This window comes from Corynebacterium endometrii (assembly GCF_004795735.1).
Classification (GTDB): Bacteria; Actinomycetota; Actinomycetes; order Mycobacteriales; family Mycobacteriaceae; genus Corynebacterium; species Corynebacterium endometrii.
In genome coordinates, this window is record NZ_CP039247.1 from 671,094 (window position 1) to 689,122 (window position 18,029).

Below are 18,029 nucleotides of genomic sequence, written 5' to 3' on the forward strand. Positions count from 1 at the left end.
CTTAGCCCCGCGGGTCTCCCGGCCGTATCCACCGCCGAGGCGGAGGCCGCGAGCAGGAGCTGGGCGCGCTTGACCCCTGCCGTCACTTGGGAAGGCCAACCCATTACCGCGAACACAATTACCAAGTCTTTCACTGCGTCGCCGGTGGTTGACCGCCCCCTCCAAACGGGGCTACGGGGCGGTAGCAAACTGGGGCTTTTGCGTCCTTTGGGTATCGGCTTGGTAACAGTCACACGAGTCTCTTCACCCGCAAAATCAGCCGTGAGAGTATGGGTGGCGTTGGTCAAAAGGTACGTGTTAGAAAGGCTCTTTTATGCTCCGCTTTTCGCACCTCAAGAAGGTCCTTGTGGGCTCGGCCTTCGCGGGTGCGTTTCTCTTTGCAGCGCCAGCTGCATCCGCCCAGGATTTACCGGACTTTTCACTCGATTCCGCGCAGATTGTCGATCAGGTGCGTGGCGAACTGAGCAGGTTTGGCATTGAGACCGCTCCGGTTGATGAGCAGGTTACGGATGCGGTGGATGCCGCAGCTGACCAGCTCAACCAGCACGTCTCACGCGCCGCTAAGGCAGCAGCTCAGGCTGTGCCGGAAGCAGCGCCACTGATTGAACAGGCAACGCAGGCTACCCAGCACTATGCCGATATGCCCGCCACGAACCCCAACCCCTTGGGGATCGAGGACGAGCTTGAGCAAGCTACCCAGCCTGAGTTCAAGCCCCAAGTTAGTGACCCAAACTACGTGTGGAAAAATGACCTGTTTTCCAAGGTGATGGCCGCAAAGCCCACCGCGGATTACGTCCTCCACCGGGTTCCGGGCTCCTATTTCGATGCGCCGCGCATGCCAAAGGAGTCCAACCAGGCACTAGCCCAGGGCAAGTCCCTATACGGGCCGGGAACGCCAATCTACGTGGGTGGGGACACCATGTGCACGCTGACCGTGGCTGGCTATGACGCCCAGGGGCACAAGGTGGGAATCACGGCCGGGCACTGCGGTGACGTTGGGGAATCCGTTGCCTCCGCCGATTCGTGGCAGGTCGGCGATACCGGCACCGTGGTGCACAAGGATGAGGCCCTGGATTATTCCGTGATTGAACTGGGCTCTGATGCAGAGGTGTCCCGCACCTATAACGGCGTCACGGCCTACCGGTTCGGCGGTGACGTCAATCCCGGTGACATCATGTGCAAGCGTGGCGTGGCTTCAGGTACCACCTGCGGCATGACCTTTTTGGTGACTGACCAGCTCCAGTTCAACCAGGTCTGCGCCATGGTCGGGGACTCCGGCGCGCCGGTATTTAACCGCGGCCGGGTGGTAGGCGTTATCTCCGCCGGCCTGACCGCGGGCGGCAACACCCTTCCATGCGTCACCCCGCTGCAGGGCGGGATTCACGTACCAACGGTTACCAGCGACGCCGATGCGATCAAGGCGTCCATGGACCGCCGTGGGGGAGTGGGGGCAGGCTTCTATCTCCCCAAGGATTAACTGGGGGACACCCCTACAGGGGCCGACCTGAAGGGGCCTGGCCGCTGCTCGTTGAGACAGCGGTCAGGCCCCCCTTTTTTGCTACCCCTCTGAAACGGGGGTAGGGGTAACTTAGGCCCCTAGTTAGCCTCGGTGATGGGGTAGCCGGTTACGGGCCCTGCGGTGTTTGGCTCCCACCCCAGTTCGGGTGCCACGTGGGTGGCGAAGTTATCCAGGATGCGTACGTTGACGTCCACTCCCATGCCGGTGGGCACCGTAAGCATCAGGGTGTCCGCGGCCATTACGGCGGGGTCAGCCTTGAGCTGCTCGATGAGTTTATCCGGCTCGGCCGCGTAGGTCCGCCCAAAGGTGGTGGCGCCCACATCGGGCAGCATGCCCACTTGATCGGAGCTCGATGCCTGCATGCCAAAGCGCTGCATATCGGCACCGTCCACGATGGGGAAAATGGAACGGGACACGGACACGCGCGGCGCCCAGCCATGCCCGGTATCCCGCCAGGCTGCGCGGTAGCGGGAAATTTGTTCGGCTTGAATCTCACCCAGAGTGGATGAGGAGGTCTCCGAAACGAGGGTTGAAGACATTAGGTTGACCCCATCGCGCGCGGCCTGCTCGGCGGTGGCGTGGGTACCAGAACCGTAGAATACGCAGCGGCGCAACTCCGGCGCGTGGGGAAATACCGGCAGCGGCGAACCGGGCTGGAACATCTGTGGGTATTGCCGCTCCAGCGGGGCAGCGGTGGCAAAACCGTGGCCGTCTATCGCGGCCATGAACTTCTCAAAGTGCTCGCGCGCTAGATCAGCCCCATTGCCCTTCTCCGCCGTGTAACCAAAGGCCTCCCAGCCGCGTTCCGCCACCTCGGGTGCCCCGCGGGAAAGGCCCAGGGCCACGCGGCCGCCGGAGAGCTGGTACAAGGAGGCCGCTTCCTCGGCCAAGTAAAGCGGATTCTCATAGCGCAGGTCAATGACCCCGGTGCCCACCTCGATTCGCTTGGTGGCCCCGGCTACAGCGCCCAGCAGCGGCATGGGTGCGGACGCCTGCGGGACGAAATGGTGGACGCGGAAGGAGGCATTATTTACCCCTATATCGTCCGCGGCCTTGGCCAGCTCCAGGTGAATCTGGGCCATTGTGGTAGCGCTCGGTCCACGCGTGCCGCCAAAGGCGTAGTGGCCGAATGAGAGGAATCCAAAAGCTTTCATTGGGGTCTATCACCTGCTCCTTTTGCAGCGCGTAACCGCGCGATCTCCGCAGCGGCGGGGGCGTAAGAACTATGAGTGGCCAGTTTAGTTGGATTCGGCCGGCGCGTCCGGAGCCAAGGCTTCTATCACCGCGCGGTGCAGGTGGCCATTGGAGGCCACCGCGTTGCCGCCCGCTGGGCCGGGTTCGCCGGTGAGGGAGGTAAAGACGCCGCCGGCCTCGGTGACCAGTAACGCGGGCGCCGCCAGATCCCACAGGGAGACCTCTGGCTCCGCGGCAATGTCCACGGCGCCTTCCGCAACGAGGCAGTAATTCCAAAAATCACCGTATCCGCGCAGGCGCCAGGTGGATTCGGTTAGCCCAATGAACTTGTCCTGCAGCCCCAGTTCCTTCCAGCCGGCGAGGGAGCTCATGGCCAAGGACGCGTCCTCGAGCTTCGTGACGCCGGAGACATGGAGTTCCCTGGCCTCGCCGTTGACTACACGGAAAGCGCCGCAATCCCTGGACGCATACCAACGGCGGCGCATCGCCGGTGCGGAGATGACAGACACAACCGGCTCACCGTCCTCAAGCAGGGCGATGAGGGTTGCCCATACCGGGACGTTGCGCACGTAGTTCTTAGTCCCGTCGATCGGGTCGATGACCCACTGGCGGCCCTCAATGGTGGACTCGCCGCCAAATTCCTCGCCCAGAACCTCGTCATCGGGGCGGGCCTCCGAGAGCTTGTCGCGGATGGCCTTCTCACACGCCAGGTCGGCATCCGAGACGGGGGTCATGTCCGGCTTGGACTTAACGTGCAGGCTGTCCGACTCGAAGCGATGCATGGTGATGGCATCTGCCACGCCGGCCAACTCAAGGGCCAAGGCCAAGTCCTCTGAATACTTACCCACGGAACAACTCCTCAATTTCGGCAACAACCTGCTTATTTCCTGCAACGCACCACTCTACGCCGCCGGCTTCCACCTTGATGGCCTTTCCGCCGGCGGCTTCCACCAGAGCCTTGCCCGGAAGCCAATCCCAATCGGCCACGGAGTGTTGAACCCAGGCGCCCCACGTGCCGTCCGCAACGCTAGCCAGGTCGATGGAACCGGCGCCCAGCATGCGCAGGGTGGCAAAGTTTTCCGCCACGTGCTGCCAAGCCTCGCGGATCTCCGGGATGGCCATGGACGTTGGGTGCAGGTACGTGGCCAGGCTGCTGCGGGAGGCCGGGCTGTCCGCAAGCGGGGTTACTTCCTTACCGTCGCGCGAGGTTGGGAAATCGCGGCCGCCGAACCAGGTATAACCCATCGCCGGGCGATGCACCGCCCCCATGATGACGCCCTCGGCATCGGACAGGGATAGGGCGGAACAGAAGTAGTCAGAACCCGAGGCAAAGTTGTACGTGCCGTCAACCGGGTCGATGTGCCAGATACGCCCTGATTCGGAATGCCGGGCCGCGCCTTCCTCGCCCACGATTCCATCTTCCGGGCGGACGGCCTCAAGTACTCCTGAAACGAATTGCTCGGCGGCGCGATCCGCATCGGTCACCACGTCAGACACGGAAGTCTTGGCCTCGGTGGTGATGCCCTGCTCCCGCAGGCGCCAGGCCAGCCGGCCGGCGTTGTAGACCAATGCCTGCGCCAAGTGGGCGTCAGTATCATCGGCATGGGCCACGATGAAGGTCTTGGTGACCGCGTCAATCATCTCAGTCAAGGACGGTTCTGAATTCATGCGTTCCATTGTGGTGCTTTTCAAGGGCGATCGCTAATTGAACGGGGATACTGGGTAGACTGGGGCGTTATGCGACCTGAAACATCCGCCGCCATCAACGAACTCTCCGCAACCCTGACCACTATTGAGAAGGTCATGGACCCGGACGCGCTCGCGGAGCGAGTCCGGGAGCTGGAGGCCCAAGCGGCGGATCCATCACTATGGGATGACCCGGATCACGCGCAGCAGGTCACCACGGAGCTATCCGCCACTCAGGCCAAGCTGCGTAAACTCTCCGGCCTGCGCGGGCGCATCGACGACCTTCCGGTGATGTATGAACTCGCGGAGGAAGAGGGGGATACCGCCCTCGCGGACTCCGAGCTGGAGGAACTTCGCGGTGAAATCGAAGCGCTGGAGGTTACCACCATGCTCTCCGGCGAGTATGACCAGCGCGAGGCCGTCATCAATATCCGCTCCGGCGCGGGCGGGGTGGATGCGGCGGACTGGGCCGAAATGCTCATGCGCATGTATGTGCGTTGGGCGGAGAAGAAGGGGCACAAGGTCGATGTCTATGACATTTCCTACGCAGAAGAGGCCGGCATAAAGTCCGCGACCTTCGTGGTCCATGGTGAATATATGTACGGCACCCTATCGGTGGAACAAGGCGCACACCGCCTCGTGCGCATTTCGCCGTTCGATAACCAGGCCCGCCGCCAGACCTCCTTTGCCGAGGTGGAGGTCCTGCCCGTGGTTGAGCAGACGGATTCCATCGAGGTCCCCGACTCTGAGGTGCGCGTGGACGTGTACCGCTCCTCTGGGCCAGGCGGCCAGTCCGTCAACACCACTGATTCGGCCGTTCGCCTGACACACCTGCCGACGGGGATCGTGGTCACGTGCCAGAATGAGAAGTCTCAGATCCAGAATAAGGCCTCCGCCATGCGCGTGCTTCAGGCCAAGCTGCTTGAGCGCAAACGCCAGGAGGAGCGGGCGGAAATGGACGCGCTGGGTGCCGGGGGCAACGCCTCGTGGGGCAATCAGATGCGCTCATACGTGCTGCACCCCTACCAAATGGTTAAGGACCTGCGTAACAACTTCGAGGTGGGAGACCCGCAGAAGGTGCTCGACGGTGACATCGATGGATTGCTCGAGGCGGGCATCCGGTGGCGCATGTCCCAGGAGTCCCCTCAGGCATAACCCCGGCTCGCATGCGGGGTAGCGGCGAACAATCCCGGGCGCTAAATAGTGGCGCTAAATAGGGGGTGGTGTTTAAACCTCGCCCTATACCCGGGGGAAGACAAAAGCGGCGCCCCCTCTTCCGCGTTGGAAGGGAGGGCGCCGTAAGGAAAACGGGGGTGGCTTGGCGGAGCCTTAGCCAGCGGCTGGGTATTCCATGGACACGCCGGGGCCCAGAGGGAGGCCCAGGAGGTACCACGCCACGAAGAAGAGGAACCAGCCGGCGATCATTGTCAGGGAGTACGGGAGAGCCAGGGACATCAGGGTTCCCACGCCGGCCTTCTTGTAGTAGCGCTGCAGGAAGGTCAGCGCCAGCGCGAAGTAGGGGCTCATCGGGGTGATGATGTTAGTGGGGGAGTCGCCGATACGGAAAAGCATCTGGGTGACCTCGGGGGAGGTGCCCACGTACATCATCATAGGGACCACGATTGGGGCCATCAGCGCCCATTGCGCGGAACCGGAGGTGATGAACAGGTTGAGCAGCGCCACCATGATGACGAAGGCCGCGAACATGACCAACGGCGGCAGGTTCCAGGTCTGGAGTAGTTCGGAGCCCTTGATTGAGGTCCAGATGCCCAGGTTAGACCATTCGAACCAGGCGATGAACTGGGCCACTGCGAAGAATAGGACAATCATCGGCAGCATGGATTTGAGGCCGTCTGCCATGAATTCTGGAACATCCGCCGCGGAGGTGATGGACTTGGTGACCATGCCGTAAACGATGCCCACAGCCAAGAACATCAGGGTGATGGGAATCGCGATGGATTGGATGAGTGGGGACTGCATGAAGTCACCGTCGGGGCCGGAAAGCGGGGAGGCTGGGATCAACATGAGGGCAAAGTACCCGGCCAGGAAGGCCACTAGCGTGACGCCGGCGGCTTTAAGGCCCTTGGACTCGATAGAGTCCAGCGCCAAATCTTCCTTAGAGATGCCGCCCTCAGCGCTGATCTTGGTATCGGCTGGGGCAGAGTCCGCGTCCGCAATGACGTTGCCGTCCTCATCGGTGGCGGGAGCCTTTTCAAAGGACAGCTCGCTGAGATCCAGGTCGTCATGGTCCACCAGCTGGCGGGCCTTCTTATCGATGAAGAACTCCGTGACAACGGTGATGATGAGGGCCAGGACGATAGCGGATGGGATGACGAAGAAGATATTCGCCAGAGGGGAGACCTCATAGTTCTCATCGACAATCTGGGCGGCAGGGGTTGAGATGCCGGCCAGCAGGAGGTCCGTGATGTTGAGGATCAGGGAGGCGTTGAATCCGGCGGAGGACGCCGCGAACGCTACCATCGCGCCCACAATCGGGGAGCGGCCTAGGGCATGGAAGGCCATGGCGCCCAGTGGGATGAGGATAACGTAGATGGCGTCGGACGCGACGGAGCCGGTGACGCCCGCCAGGGCCACGACGAAGGTCAGGGATTTGGGGCCAACCTTGGAGACCATGGCGCGGACCAGGGCGGAGAGCAGGCCGGATTTTTCGGCGACGGCTACGCCCAGCATCACGGCGAGGATCACGCCGAGCGGCGGGAAGGAGGTGAAGTTCGTGATGGCCTCGGAGACCATGCGCGAGATTCCCTCCTTATTAAGGAGGGATTCTACGTAGACGGGTTCCCCCGATTCGGGATTCACAGCCTCGAGGCCGATCTTGGAGCCGATCCAGGAGCTGATGGCAACTACGCCGGCGAGGATGACGAAGAGCCAGAAAGGATCCGGTAGCTTGTTGCCCACCTTCTCGATGGCTCCAAGGAAACCGCCCGTTCCCTGCTTTGTCTGGGAATCGTCGGAGGAATCCTGCGGATTGATTCTCGGTGGTTGTTTATTCTTTTGACCAGTTGTTGACATTGGTCTCGGCGCTTTCTTTGTAGATCGGTCGTCGGGCCATGTGAGTTTTCAACGCTATGGCAATGAGATCCAAATAACAAGTTTAGGCCCAGGGTTAACCATGGCTCAATGGCAATTAAGATTCCGCTTGTTGACTGGAGTTGCTAGAGTTGCGCATGTGATTACCTTCGATAGAGTAACCAAAATTTATGACTCGTCCGGCCGGCCGGCCTTAGATGATGTCTCATTCACCATTGAAGATGGAGAGTTTGTTTTTCTTATCGGCCCATCCGGTTCAGGCAAGTCAACCTTCCTGCAGCTCATGGTCCGTGAAACCAATCTGACCAGCGGTGATATCCATTACGATGGTTTCCACGTCAATGCGCTTAAGGGCAAGGACGTCAACAGGCTTCGCCAGTCCATTGGTTACGTCTTCCAGGATTTCCGCCTGCTGCCCAAGCTGACGGTGGAGCAGAACGTGGCCTTTGCGCTGGAGGTTATCGGCAAGAAGAAATCCCGCATCGCCAAGCTAGTCCCGGAAACCCTGGAGATGGTGGGGCTGGGTTCCAAGGCGCACCGGTACCCGCATGAACTCTCCGGAGGTGAGCAGCAGCGAGTGGCTGTGGCCCGGGCCTTCGTCAACCGCCCCAAGCTGGTTCTGGCGGACGAACCCACCGGAAACCTGGACCCATCCACCGCCGCTGAGATTATGGGATTGTTGAACCAAATCAACCGCCGCGGCACCACTGTGGTCATGTCCACCCACAATGCCCGTGCTGTTAATGAGGCGCGTCAGCGCGTCATTGAGCTGCACAATGGCAAGCTCGTGCGCGATGAGCATAACGCTATCTACGGGGAGGCCCAGTAATGAATGCCAAGTTTGTGCTGCGAGAGGCCTTCAAGGGCCTGGGCCGCAACCTCACCATGACCATTGCCCTCATCATCACCACCGCTATTTCCGTTGGGTTGGTTGTGGCGGGCATCCTGGTCACCAACATGACCCAGGACACCAAGGACATCTACCTAGAACGCGTCGAGGTCATGATCCAGCTGGATGAGGATATCTCCGCCAATGACCAGAATTGCTCCTCGCCGGCCTGCCGAGAGGTCAAGGACACCTTGGAGGCCCACTCCGGCGTGGAGACGTTGACCTACCGCAATCGCGAGGAATCCTTCCAGCGTTTCACGGAGGTCTTCCAGGAAACGGATCCACTGCTGGTTGCGGAAACCTCCCCGGACGCCCTTCCGGCCGCGCTGCATGTGCGCCTGGTTGACCCAACGGATACCTCCGCCATCGATGAGGTCCGTGATCTGCCTCAGGTGGACACCATCGTTGACCAGGTCGAAGAGGTGCGCGGTGCCACGGACAACCTTGATTCCATCCGCAACGCCACGTTCGCGTTGGCCGCGGTCCAGGCCCTGGCCGCCATATTCTTGATCGCCAACATGGTGCAGATCGCGGCGTTTAACCGTTCCACTGAGATTTCCATCATGCGCATGGTGGGCGCCTCCCGCTGGATCACCCAGGCCCCGTTTATCCTTGAGGCCGTCCTGGCCACCCTGGTGGGCGCCGTCCTGGCGGGCATTGGCGTGTTTATCGCCAAGACAACGGTGGTCGATGACGCCCTGGAGGGGCTCTACCGGGCCCAGCTCATCGCCCCGATTCAAACGAGCGATATGTGGGTAGCGCTGCCTATCGCCGGAATCGCCGCCATGGTAGTAAGCGCGATTGTCGCCCAGGTAACGCTGCGCGCCTACGTCCGCAAGTAGCCACCCGTGGCCGTGGTGGAAAAATAGCTCACGATAAGCCCTTCGGGGACTCGCATCCCGCGGGGCCTTCGTGAGTTTTCCCAAGCTGGCGCTAGTACTATGGCCTGTCATGACGCATCTTGGATTGTCCTACACATCTGATCCCGCCGGCCCGGTCTTTGCCGCTGTGACCCAGGCCCCGGGGCGTGCCGAGGCCGCGCGCGTGGTGGGGCGTTACGCTTCGGCCGATGCAGCGCGTGCCGCGCATCCGGGCGCCGAGGTAGTTGAGGTCCATCCCGCCGGGCAGGCGGGCCTTACAGACCTTGAGGTTTTAGACCGCTCCATTCCGCGCGGGGTAGTGGTGGTGGATGTGGTGGAAAAGACTGTGTCTTCCTATCGGGCGGACGGTTCCCTTGCCGTTCGCCCGTTTTCGCGCGCGGCCTTGTCCGACGCCACCATCACCGCCCCCTTGCACTTCACCGTCTGCTTGGTGCACCCGGATAGGGAAGCGCTCACGGATGAATTCGTGGTGCTCAGCCAGGACTTCAACATTGCGCTGGTGGCGCGCTCTTCCATCGCGGCGTGGGCCCTAGATATTCATGGGATTCCCGCTGAACGCACCCTGGCCTCGTACGGCGCGGCATCCCCGCAGCGACGCGCGGCCGGTAGGCGGACGGGATTCCTCGGCAAATTGTTTGGCCGGTAGGGCAGTTCGCCGGTAGATTGGTAGGTTATGGCTAAGAAGGCAAAAAAGAAGAAGGCGGCGTCCGGCGAGGCAACTCTTGCGACGAACCGCCGAGCCCGCCATGATTACAAAATCCTGGAGGAGATCGAGTGCGGGATCGTGCTGCTCGGCACGGAGATCAAGTCCCTGCGGGAGGGCAAGATATCCCTCAACGACGCCTTCGCCACCATCGACAATGGTGAGGTATTCCTCCGTAACCTTCACATTCCGGAATACTCCATGGGGCACTGGACGAACCACACCCCGCGCCGAACCCGCAAGCTGCTGCTTCACCGCCGTGAGATTGACAAGCTCATGGGGCAGGTCCGAGACGGCAATAAGACGCTCATTCCCCTCAAGGTTTACCTGAAGAATGGGTATGCCAAGCTGCAGCTGGGCCTTGCGCAGGGCAAGCAGGCCTATGACAAGCGCGAGGACATCAAGCGCCGCGACCAGAACCGTGAGATCACCCGCGAGCTGGGCCGCCGCGTCAAGGGGATCAACGCCTAGAACCGGCGGATTTAACCCACCCCTTCACATTGACGCGCCGCATAACCTTCCCAGCTCGGGGCCGCCTTGCGGGAATGAACGGGGCTGGGCTAGTGTTGAACGCACTGTAGAGAAGATGCACATCCCGCTCTGCAAGCAATGGGGTTGATTTGGTTTCGACTTCGCTCATTGCGCCAGGGGAAGCGTGCCGGTGCAGGCTGGAGACCACCGTAAGCGTCGCAGCAACCAATAAACGCAGAGAAGAACTCTCAGCGTGACTACGCCCTCGCTGCCTAATTTCAGCGACGCGTGTCTGTCGGCCTAGGTTTCGTTCCTGACCTAGATCCCGGCATCGACTAAGGGACTCGCCGTTTGGCTGCGTTGCCAGGGCCAAACGGGACTTTCACTGGCAACTGGGCCCATCATCCGGAGCGTGTTTGCCCGAGCCGGAGGGTCGAGTAGAGATCCCGCGCAGACTGCGCACGGAGAAGCCCTGGCAAGGTGGCGAAGGACCCGGGTTCAATTCCCGGCAGCTCCACAAAATGGAAACTCCCTGTTCGATGTTGAGCAGGGAGTTTCTTTTATTTTCCCTGGTTGTGCCGTATTTCCCATCATGCCACAATAGGAACCAATACGCACGAATATGAACGTGTAACGTACCAGTTGCGTACCAGTTACGTACCGACAACGTACCAAGTAGGGCAGACACGATGGCAAGAAAACGCACCCGTTCCCGTTAGACGCCGCGAGTGAACTACTTCTTCCACGAGGGCAGGCGCTCACCTGGGTCGAAAGCCTCCCGCGCGGTAATCAGACCGTCGCGGTCGATGAGAGTGATGTGTTCGTCGCTGCCGCGATCGTGCGCGGAGACGTTCGCATCGAAATCGACGATGGCGTTGAGGAGATTGGCGCCAGACGGAATGGTGGCGCGGTTGAGAATCACACAATTGCGCACGCTGGCGCCCTCCTCGATGGTGACCTGGGGGCCGATCACCGAGTTAATGACCTCGCCGTGCACCTTCGCTCCGGGCGAGATAAGCGAGTTTTCGAGCTTGGCATTCGAGTCAACGTGGGCCGGCAGCAAGTGTGGCTCCGCAGACCATATCGGCCAGTGGGCATCGTCCAGGCGAATGCCCTCACCGGCAAGGATTTCCATGTGCGCCGCCCAGTAGGACTGGACGGTGCCCAGGTCTAGCCAATACCCGTTGTGCTTGTGCTGGGCTACGCGGTGGTTGTGCACAAAGTACGGAATGAGATCATCGCCGTAATCGGCCAGCTCATCTTTCTCCTTAAGCTCACGCAGCGCCGCCACGAGCTTTTTCGCATCGAACATGAAGATTTCGCAGCCAACCGTGTTGGAGATGGGCTCATCAGGCTTGTACTGGAATTCGGTGACTATCTGATCCTCGGCCTTAATAACGGAGTAGCGGCCTGGGTCATCATCGATCTCTGTGGTGACCATGGTCAGATCCGCCTCTAGGGACTGGTGGGTTTCCAAAACATCGAGGTAATCGACAAGGTATAAGTGGTCCGCGGATAGGACCAAGACAATGTCTGGATCGGCGCGTTCAATCTCGCGAACCTGGGAGAAAAGCGTCGCGGAATTCCCATCATTGAAGCCCTCGCCCTCCGCACCCTCGAAGGGAAAGGCGAGCTTCAGGCCGCCGTGCGAACGGTCCAAGTCCCAGGGACGCCCGCCGTCGATGTGGTGGTTGATGGAACTTGGCATGTACTGCAGCGCCATGAGCACATCGGTGATCTTAGAGTGGGCGAGGTTAGACAGGGATATATCGATCAGCCTGTATGTACCGGCAATGGGCAGGGAAGGCTTGGCCCGGTGTTCCGTCAAGGATCCAAGGCGGGAGCCCTTTCCACCGGCGAGGATAATGGCGAGAATCTTCGGCAATTTCATATTTATTAGCCTACTGAAACTCTTTGTGTTGCGGCTGTCATTTTGCCTTGCTAGCCAACCCACTGGAGTCGCAGGCAGCCCACGCGCCGGGAATTCGGTGCCGGTTGCGGGCGGTTACCCGGTATACGGCCTCGATCGGCACACGCAGCGGGAGGCGACTGAGCAGCCACGAGAGGGCTCGGCCGCCGGCACCCCAACTGCAAAGCAACCCGGTGATGGCCTGCCCGCCGCCGCGTACCTCAACACGGCCGGCGCCGCGAACGATTAAGTAGGCACGCTCGCGGACATCGTTGCGGCTTAGGCCAAACTTGGCATAATCCACCTCGCGCGATGCGCGGAATTCTACGCGCGGAAAGGCGCGGCTGAGCCGTGAAACCGCGGCCGTGCAGAAGCCGCAGTCTGCGTCATAGATGAACAGCATGCCTTACAGGTTACGCAACCACCACGCCTGCCGAGTAATGCGGCGAAGTGGCTTATGCTGGAGCCATGAGCTCTGACGCCACCGCCCACGGCCCACTGCGCATCCGGCGCGCGGCGGTCAAGGACGCGCAGGCACTGGTAGCGCTGTCAGCCGAGACATTTACCCAGACCTTCGGGCATTTGTACAAGCCGCAGGATCTAGCGGCTTTTCTCGATTCCGCTTACGATCTTGGTAAGCACGCACAACTCCTTGAGGATCCGGAATTCGCGGTGTGGTTGCTCGAGGCGGAAAACGGGCCCGTGGGCTACGCTTTAGCCGGGCCATGCGGGCTGCCGCATGAGGGGGTTGGCCCGGGAGACCGTGAGCTCAAGCGCCTCTATATCCTGTCCAACTACCAGGGCTTAGGATACGGCGCGCGCCTGATGGAGGTATTCCTTGACTGGTGCGGTGAGCACACGGCGTGGCTTGGGGTGTGGTCAGAAAACTTTGGTGCTCAGCGCTTCTACAGCCGTTATGGCTTTAAAAAGGCTGGAGACTACTACTTCGCAGTAGGCGAGCATCGCGATTACGAGTTCATCATGAGGAGGCCTGCAAGTGCTACAGCCTAGGACACTCAAACCCGGTGACAAGGTTGCCATACTTTCACCGGCGTGGGCCGCACCCGCGTATTTCCCGGCGGTGCATGAGCAGGCGATGGGCCGAGTGCGTGACGTGCTGGGGCTGGAACCTGTGGAATTTCCCACTACTTCGATGATGGGGGCCTCCGCCGAGGCTCGGGCGGCCGACGTGAACGCGGCCTTCGCAGACCCCGAAATCCGCGCGATCTTCTCCACGGTGGGCGGCGACGACCAGATTATGGTCACCAGGCACCTCGACGCGGAATTGGTGCGCGCGGACCCCAAGGCCTTCTTTGGCTACTCGGATAACACCAACATCTTGAATTGGCTATGGCGAAACGGCGCGGGCGGCTACTACGGCGGTTCCACCATGGTGCACCTGGGCCAGGCCCAGGTCGATGAGCTACATCTGGAGACCTTGCGCGCGGCCCTCTTTGGTGGTGGGGACGTAACGCTTTCCATGCCCACCCTGTCAGAGGATTACGGCCACGACTGGTCCGATCCGCAGGCCCTTACTGAGCCCGCCCCGCGTTATCCGGCCGCGCCCCTGGAATTCGTGGGGCCGGCGACTACCGTGCGCGGCCGCACGTGGGGAGGCTGCCTGGAAGTCATTGATCAGTTGGCCTTGGCCGGGAGGCTGCCCGCGGCCGAGGAACTTGAGGGAAGCATTCTCCTGTTTGAGACCTCTGAGGTAATCCCGCCGCCGGACTACGTGGGGCGTTGGGTCCGGGCCATGGGTGAGCGCGGCTACCTCGACGCGGCCGTCGGCGTGGCTTTTGCCCAGCCGGTGGTTTCTGATCGCGATCACCCGGTGCCGCCCGAGTATCTCGAGGCTCGCCGGCAAGCCTATTACGAGTACCTGCTGGTAAACATCGCGCGTTTTAACACCGAGCTCGTTGTGGCCCTGAATGCCCCATTCGGCCACACGCGGCCTCAGGCGGTATTACCGTACGGCGGGGAAATCACCCTGGACGCCGAGGCGGGCACGGTAACCGCTCACTATCCCCGGTAAGAGGTTTTCGCCCGGCGCCCACTACCCGGCGTTTCAACCAGTGCTCGAGGCTGCTGGCCCGGTCCGTATCCGCGGTGGAAGGGCGGAGCGAGGTGGGCGGTGGCGCCGAGCTGTGGAGGAAAACACAGTCTGCAAAGGGAAAGCCTGCCCCCATTCCAGGGCCAGAGTGGGGGCAGGCGGTACGGGAAGTTTGGCGCTATGCGTAGCGAGGCGAGTCCACGCCCGCGTCCTGGAGCATAGGCACGGTGGTAATCGCCTTTGGAACGTCAAAGGCATCGACCAGAACCTCGGCCCATGGGCCCAGCGAATCGACCAAGTCACGGATCGCTGCGCGAGCCACGCGGATGCGGGAGGACGGCAGCACATTGTGTTCCTGGTACCAGCCCGCGTGCTCAACGATGGTAGACAGTGCGTACAGATCGCGGACCTGCTCTAGGACCGGACGCGCCGGGGAATCTGCCGGCAGCTTCGCTTCGGCCTCGACCAGGTGCTGCAGGGCAAGGGAATCCATGCGGGCCCAACCCGCCGCGATCATGTGATCTTGAGCCTCATCCACGAGCTTGGCGGCCTCGGTGGGCTCCAGCTTGCGGGCGTTGCGCATGCGGCTGGCCAGGGACTTCAAGATGGACTGCGCGCGGTCCTCGAGGAGCTCGACCTGGTAGCCGGCGTCGAAGATGGAATTGTCGTTGCTCTTACGCGCCACGTCTATCGCGCTCTGGACAGTGCGCGAAAGGCCCGAACGGCGCCGGAGGAGATCGCCTACCTCGTCGATGCCGTAGCGCACCATATCGATTGGGGAGAGGTCAGCCATGTCGCGGCCGTAGGCGGTGAGCATCTCCTTGGCCACCATCTGGATGAGCACCGTGTTATCGCCCTCGAAGGTGGTGAACACGTCAGAGTCCGCCTTGAACACGGTCAAGAGGTTTTCCGCCATGTATCCGGCGCCGCCGCAGGCCTCGCGGCATTCCTGGATAGTCTTGGTGGCGTGCTGTGTAGCCATGACCTTAAGGCCGGCCGCCCAGGATTCCAGCTCGCGGGACTGGATGAGCTGCTCCTCGGTGGGGTTGGCCAGGTCCAGTACTTCCTCGTTAATCTGGCGCTGCTGGTTGTACAGGCGCCCGGTGACCTCATTGTGCAGCAGCATCAGAGCGTAGGACTTGGCCAATGGGATGAGCAGGCGCAGGCGGTGACTGCGGTGATCAATAATGCGCTTTTCCTGGGTATCTCCACCGGAATTGAACTGGCGGCGCCGCGTTGCGTAACGCACCGCGATATCCAGGGACGTGCGGGTTGCGGCGTTTGCCGCGCCGCCGACCGCGATGCGTCCACGAATCAGCGTGGACAACATGGTGAAGAAGCGGCGATTCTGCGACTCGATGGGGGAGTGGTAGTTGCCCTCTTCATCGACATCGGCGAATCGGTTAAGGAGGTTCTCCCGCGGGATGCGAACGTTATCGAACATCAGGGTGCCATTGTCCACACCGAGCAAGCCGCCCTTGTGGCCGTGATCTCCGATCGTTACGCCCGGCAGCGGCTCATGATTCTCGTCGCGGATTGGAACCACGAGGCAGTGCACGCCGTGGGATTCTTCTACGCCAGGGGTGTACAGCTGAGCGAAGACTGCCGCGATGGTGCCGTGCTTCGCCGCATTGCCCAGGTAAACCTTCTTGGCCGAAGGACTTGGGGAGTTAATGATGAACTCCTGAGTCTCGGGGTCATAGGTAGCGGTGGTCTCCAGCGCCTGCACGTTGGAGCCATGGCCTAACTCGGTCATGGCATAGACACCCAGCAGATCTAGGTCCATCGTGGGCTTGATGTAGCGGCGGTGACGCTCAGTGCCGAGGTTATCAATGGCGCCGCCCCACAGGCCCCACTGCACGCCGCCCTTAACCATCGCGCTGAGGTTTGCATGGGCGAGCGTCTCCAGTCCGATGACGGAGCGGTCAGCCTTTCCGGTGCCGCCATTAGCCTGCGAGAAGGAATCCCAGGAATATCCACCATCCCGGAAGCGCTCTAGGAGCGGTATGAGGGCGTCGCGGTTTTCATCCAGGGTGCCCTCGACTTGCGGCAGGAAGAACTCGTCGTCCAGCATGCGGCGGATCTCCTCGCGGATTTGTCCGAATTGCCCGTCCAGAATCATGCGAAGGTCCTTGGCCGCGGCCGGATCCGGTGTGGTTGGCAGGGTGTGTGGAATGCGCGCTTCGCGATTGTTGCCCTTGGATTCTGCCTTGGCTGACTCGTCATCTGGCTTGGAGTTGCGGTGAATGGTTGGGATAGCCATGGTGTGTGCCTTTCGGTAATCGAGAGGAAAGTTGGAAAAGAAATGAGGATTAGCGTTCGATAATCGCGGTGATTCCCTGTCCGCTTGCCGCGCAGATGGAAATGAGGGTGCGGCCGCCGCCGTTTTCGGCCAGCGTCTTGGCGGCGGTGGCAAGGACTCGAGCGCCGGTGGCGGCGAACGGGTGGCCCGCGGCAAGGGAGGAACCCTTGACATTGAGCTTCGACCGGTCGATGGCGCCTAGGGCACCGTCGAGGCCGAGGCGCGAGCGGCAGTAATCGTCAGACTCCCACGCGGCGAGGGTGGCCAGGACCTGGGAGGCAAACGCCTCGTGGATTTCGTAGTAATCGAAGTCCTGCAGCGTCAGTCCGTTGCGCTCGAGCAATCGTGGGACCGCGTACGTGGGCGCCATGAGCAGACCGTCACCTCCATGTAGGTAGTCCACGGCGGCGGTTTCTGAGTCCACCAGGTAGGCCAGCGGCTCGATGTTGTGGGCGGTGGCCCAGTCATCGGACGCGAGAAGCGCAACAGATGCGCCGTCAGTAAGCGGGGTGGAGTTGCCCGCGGTCATGGTGGCTTGTGCGCCGTGGTCTATGGCATCCTGCTTGCCGAATACAGGCTTGAGCTTGGCCATGGACTCCGCTGACGCATCCGGGCGCAGGTTGGTGTCCCGCGTCACGCCAAGGTAGGGCGTGACCAAGTCATCGAAGAACCCGGCGTCATACGCGGCGGCCAGGTTCCTATGAGAGATGACGGCCAGCTCATCCTGGTCCTCGCGGGTGATACCAAACTCACGCGCGGTGATGGCGGCATGTTCACCCATGGACAGGCCCGTACGAGGTTCGGAATTGGCGGGCATCTCCGGCGCCAGCTGACCCGGACGAATGGAACCGGCGAGTTTCACACGCTCGGCCGTGCTGCGAGCGGCCGCGAGTTTGAGCAGCGTGCGGCGCATTTTATCGCCAACGGCTAGGGGTGCATCGGAGATTGTATCGGTGCCGCCGGCTAGCGCCACGTCATAGCGGCCCGCGGCAATCCCGTCCGCAACGAGGATTGCCGCCGCTAAGCCGGTTCCACACGCCTGCTGTACGTCGATGGCGGGGGTGTATGGCGAAAGCGTGGAGCCCAGCACGGATTCGCGGGTCAAGTTGAAATCGCGGGAGTGCTTGAGCACGGCGCCGGCGGCCACCATCCCCAGTTGTTCATCTTGGAGTCCGTAACGGGCAACAAGTCCATCGATCGCGGCGGTCAGCATGTCCTGGTTAGAGGCATCCGCGTACTCGCGGTTCGAGCGGGCGAACGGGATGCGGTTGCCACCAAGGATTGCTACACGGCGTGGATTGCCAGCCGGTGAATTACTAGACATGGAAACTCCTTTTGTATTTAAAACTGTATGGCGTCCGTCACGTATGGGTG

At 61.5% G+C, this 18,029-nt stretch carries 16 protein-coding genes and 1 other RNA gene; 9 read left to right on the forward strand and 8 right to left on the reverse strand.

Features of this window, described 5'->3' with window-relative positions; all coding sequences use genetic code 11:
* The first annotated feature begins 313 nt into the window (after positions 1-313).
* Positions 314-1,477 carry a S1 family peptidase gene (locus CENDO_RS03035; RefSeq protein ID WP_136140722.1) on the forward strand — a complete coding sequence of 388 codons (1,164 nt, stop codon included), beginning with the start codon at positions 314-316 and terminating at the stop codon, positions 1,475-1,477.
* A 119-nt stretch (positions 1,478-1,596) separates the two neighbouring features.
* On the opposite strand, the gene CENDO_RS03040 is transcribed toward CENDO_RS03035, so the two are convergent.
* From CENDO_RS03040 to CENDO_RS03050, 3 genes are all read right to left on the reverse strand, one after another.
* A complete protein-coding gene (locus tag CENDO_RS03040) occupies positions 1,597-2,673 on the reverse strand; it encodes an LLM class flavin-dependent oxidoreductase (RefSeq protein WP_136140723.1) in 1,077 nt (358 codons plus the stop codon).
* Between the two features lie 84 nt (positions 2,674-2,757).
* On the reverse strand, positions 2,758-3,561 hold the full coding sequence (gene hisN, locus CENDO_RS03045) for a histidinol-phosphatase (protein ID WP_136140724.1): 804 nt from the start codon (positions 3,559-3,561) through the stop codon (positions 2,758-2,760).
* A complete protein-coding gene (locus tag CENDO_RS03050; protein WP_210726560.1) occupies positions 3,554-4,390 on the reverse strand; it encodes an inositol monophosphatase family protein in 837 nt (278 codons plus the stop codon). Before CENDO_RS03050 ends, hisN begins: the two co-directional genes overlap by 8 nt.
* A 60-nt stretch (positions 4,391-4,450) precedes the next feature.
* Here CENDO_RS03050 and prfB point away from each other — a divergent pair, with 60 nt between their 5' ends.
* Positions 4,451-5,554, forward strand: coding sequence for a peptide chain release factor 2 (prfB, locus tag CENDO_RS03055; protein ID WP_136140726.1), 1,104 nt, complete (start codon positions 4,451-4,453; stop codon positions 5,552-5,554).
* 174 nt (positions 5,555-5,728) lie between these two features.
* Here prfB and CENDO_RS03060 read toward each other — a convergent pair whose 3' ends face one another.
* Positions 5,729-7,432 (reverse strand): AbgT family transporter, encoded by a 1,704-nt coding sequence (locus CENDO_RS03060; protein ID WP_136140727.1) that lies wholly within the window; start codon positions 7,430-7,432, stop codon positions 5,729-5,731.
* Positions 7,433-7,589: 157 nt separating this feature from the next.
* On the opposite strand from CENDO_RS03060, the gene ftsE reads away from it, so the two are divergent.
* The 5 genes from ftsE to ssrA all read left to right on the forward strand — a co-directional run bounded on the left by ftsE (position 7,590) and on the right by ssrA (position 10,914).
* The gene (gene ftsE, locus CENDO_RS03065; protein ID WP_136140728.1) at positions 7,590-8,279 is read left to right on the forward strand and encodes a cell division ATP-binding protein FtsE; all 690 of its coding nucleotides are present in this window, start codon (positions 7,590-7,592) and stop codon (positions 8,277-8,279) included.
* On the forward strand, positions 8,279-9,181 hold the full coding sequence (gene ftsX, locus CENDO_RS03070; RefSeq protein WP_136140729.1) for a permease-like cell division protein FtsX: 903 nt from the start codon (positions 8,279-8,281) through the stop codon (positions 9,179-9,181). Before ftsE ends, ftsX begins: the two co-directional genes overlap by 1 nt.
* A 109-nt stretch (positions 9,182-9,290) precedes the next feature.
* Complete coding sequence (locus CENDO_RS03075) at positions 9,291-9,866, forward strand: hypothetical protein (RefSeq protein WP_136140730.1); 576 nt, start codon at positions 9,291-9,293, stop codon at positions 9,864-9,866.
* A gap of 27 nt (positions 9,867-9,893) precedes the next feature.
* Positions 9,894-10,394, forward strand: coding sequence for an SsrA-binding protein SmpB (smpB, locus tag CENDO_RS03080; protein WP_136140731.1), 501 nt, complete (start codon positions 9,894-9,896; stop codon positions 10,392-10,394).
* A gap of 140 nt (positions 10,395-10,534) precedes the next feature.
* Positions 10,535-10,914: a transfer-messenger RNA gene (gene ssrA, locus CENDO_RS03085) on the forward strand.
* Positions 10,915-11,127: 213 nt separating this feature from the next.
* Here the strand turns inward: ssrA and CENDO_RS03090 are convergent.
* Together CENDO_RS03090 and CENDO_RS03095 are read right to left on the reverse strand one after the other, a co-directional pair.
* Complete coding sequence (locus CENDO_RS03090; protein WP_136140732.1) at positions 11,128-12,285, reverse strand: glucose-1-phosphate adenylyltransferase family protein; 1,158 nt, start codon at positions 12,283-12,285, stop codon at positions 11,128-11,130.
* Between the two features lie 37 nt (positions 12,286-12,322).
* Complete coding sequence (locus CENDO_RS03095) at positions 12,323-12,706, reverse strand: thiol-disulfide oxidoreductase DCC family protein (protein ID WP_136140733.1); 384 nt, start codon at positions 12,704-12,706, stop codon at positions 12,323-12,325.
* Between the two features lie 65 nt (positions 12,707-12,771).
* Between CENDO_RS03095 and CENDO_RS03100 the strand changes: the two genes are divergently transcribed.
* Together CENDO_RS03100 and CENDO_RS03105 are read left to right on the forward strand one after the other, a co-directional pair.
* Complete coding sequence (locus CENDO_RS03100; protein WP_136140734.1) at positions 12,772-13,314, forward strand: GNAT family N-acetyltransferase; 543 nt, start codon at positions 12,772-12,774, stop codon at positions 13,312-13,314.
* A complete protein-coding gene (locus tag CENDO_RS03105; RefSeq protein WP_246014357.1) occupies positions 13,301-14,335 on the forward strand; it encodes a S66 family peptidase in 1,035 nt (344 codons plus the stop codon). Before CENDO_RS03100 ends, CENDO_RS03105 begins: the two co-directional genes overlap by 14 nt.
* 196 nt (positions 14,336-14,531) lie before the next feature.
* Here the strand turns inward: CENDO_RS03105 and CENDO_RS03110 are convergent, their stop codons facing one another.
* Together CENDO_RS03110 and CENDO_RS03115 are read right to left on the reverse strand one after the other, a co-directional pair.
* Positions 14,532-16,616, reverse strand: a complete 2,085-nt coding sequence (locus tag CENDO_RS03110) for an acyl-CoA dehydrogenase family protein (protein WP_136140736.1) — start codon at positions 16,614-16,616, stop codon at positions 14,532-14,534.
* 49 nt (positions 16,617-16,665) lie between these two features.
* Entirely contained in the window at positions 16,666-17,979 is a 1,314-nt protein-coding gene (locus CENDO_RS03115; RefSeq protein ID WP_136140737.1) for an acetyl-CoA C-acetyltransferase, read from the reverse strand.
* Between the last annotated feature and the right edge of the window lie 50 nt (positions 17,980-18,029).

What these genes read in the sequence shown, in the direction of transcription:
- CENDO_RS03075 (WP_136140730.1), top strand. Translation starts at nt 9,291, where the DNA reads ATGACGCATCTTGGATTGTCCTACACATCTGATCCCGCCGGCCCGGTC.
- smpB (WP_136140731.1), top strand. Translation starts at nt 9,894, where the DNA reads ATGGCTAAGAAGGCAAAAAAGAAGAAGGCGGCGTCCGGCGAGGCAACT.
- CENDO_RS03095 (WP_136140733.1), bottom strand. Translation starts at nt 12,706, where the DNA reads ATGCTGTTCATCTATGACGCAGACTGCGGCTTCTGCACGGCCGCGGTT.
- CENDO_RS03115 (WP_136140737.1), bottom strand. Translation starts at nt 17,979, where the DNA reads ATGTCTAGTAATTCACCGGCTGGCAATCCACGCCGTGTAGCAATCCTT.
- CENDO_RS03035 (WP_136140722.1), top strand. Translation starts at nt 314, where the DNA reads ATGCTCCGCTTTTCGCACCTCAAGAAGGTCCTTGTGGGCTCGGCCTTC.
- CENDO_RS03100 (WP_136140734.1), top strand. Translation starts at nt 12,772, where the DNA reads ATGAGCTCTGACGCCACCGCCCACGGCCCACTGCGCATCCGGCGCGCG.
- CENDO_RS03090 (WP_136140732.1), bottom strand. Translation starts at nt 12,285, where the DNA reads ATGAAATTGCCGAAGATTCTCGCCATTATCCTCGCCGGTGGAAAGGGC.
- CENDO_RS03110 (WP_136140736.1), bottom strand. Translation starts at nt 16,616, where the DNA reads ATGGCTATCCCAACCATTCACCGCAACTCCAAGCCAGATGACGAGTCA.
- prfB (WP_136140726.1), top strand. Translation starts at nt 4,451, where the DNA reads ATGCGACCTGAAACATCCGCCGCCATCAACGAACTCTCCGCAACCCTG.
- CENDO_RS03050 (WP_210726560.1), bottom strand. Translation starts at nt 4,390, where the DNA reads ATGGAACGCATGAATTCAGAACCGTCCTTGACTGAGATGATTGACGCG.
- ftsX (WP_136140729.1), top strand. Translation starts at nt 8,279, where the DNA reads ATGAATGCCAAGTTTGTGCTGCGAGAGGCCTTCAAGGGCCTGGGCCGC.
- CENDO_RS03060 (WP_136140727.1), bottom strand. Translation starts at nt 7,432, where the DNA reads ATGTCAACAACTGGTCAAAAGAATAAACAACCACCGAGAATCAATCCG.
- CENDO_RS03040 (WP_136140723.1), bottom strand. Translation starts at nt 2,673, where the DNA reads ATGAAAGCTTTTGGATTCCTCTCATTCGGCCACTACGCCTTTGGCGGC.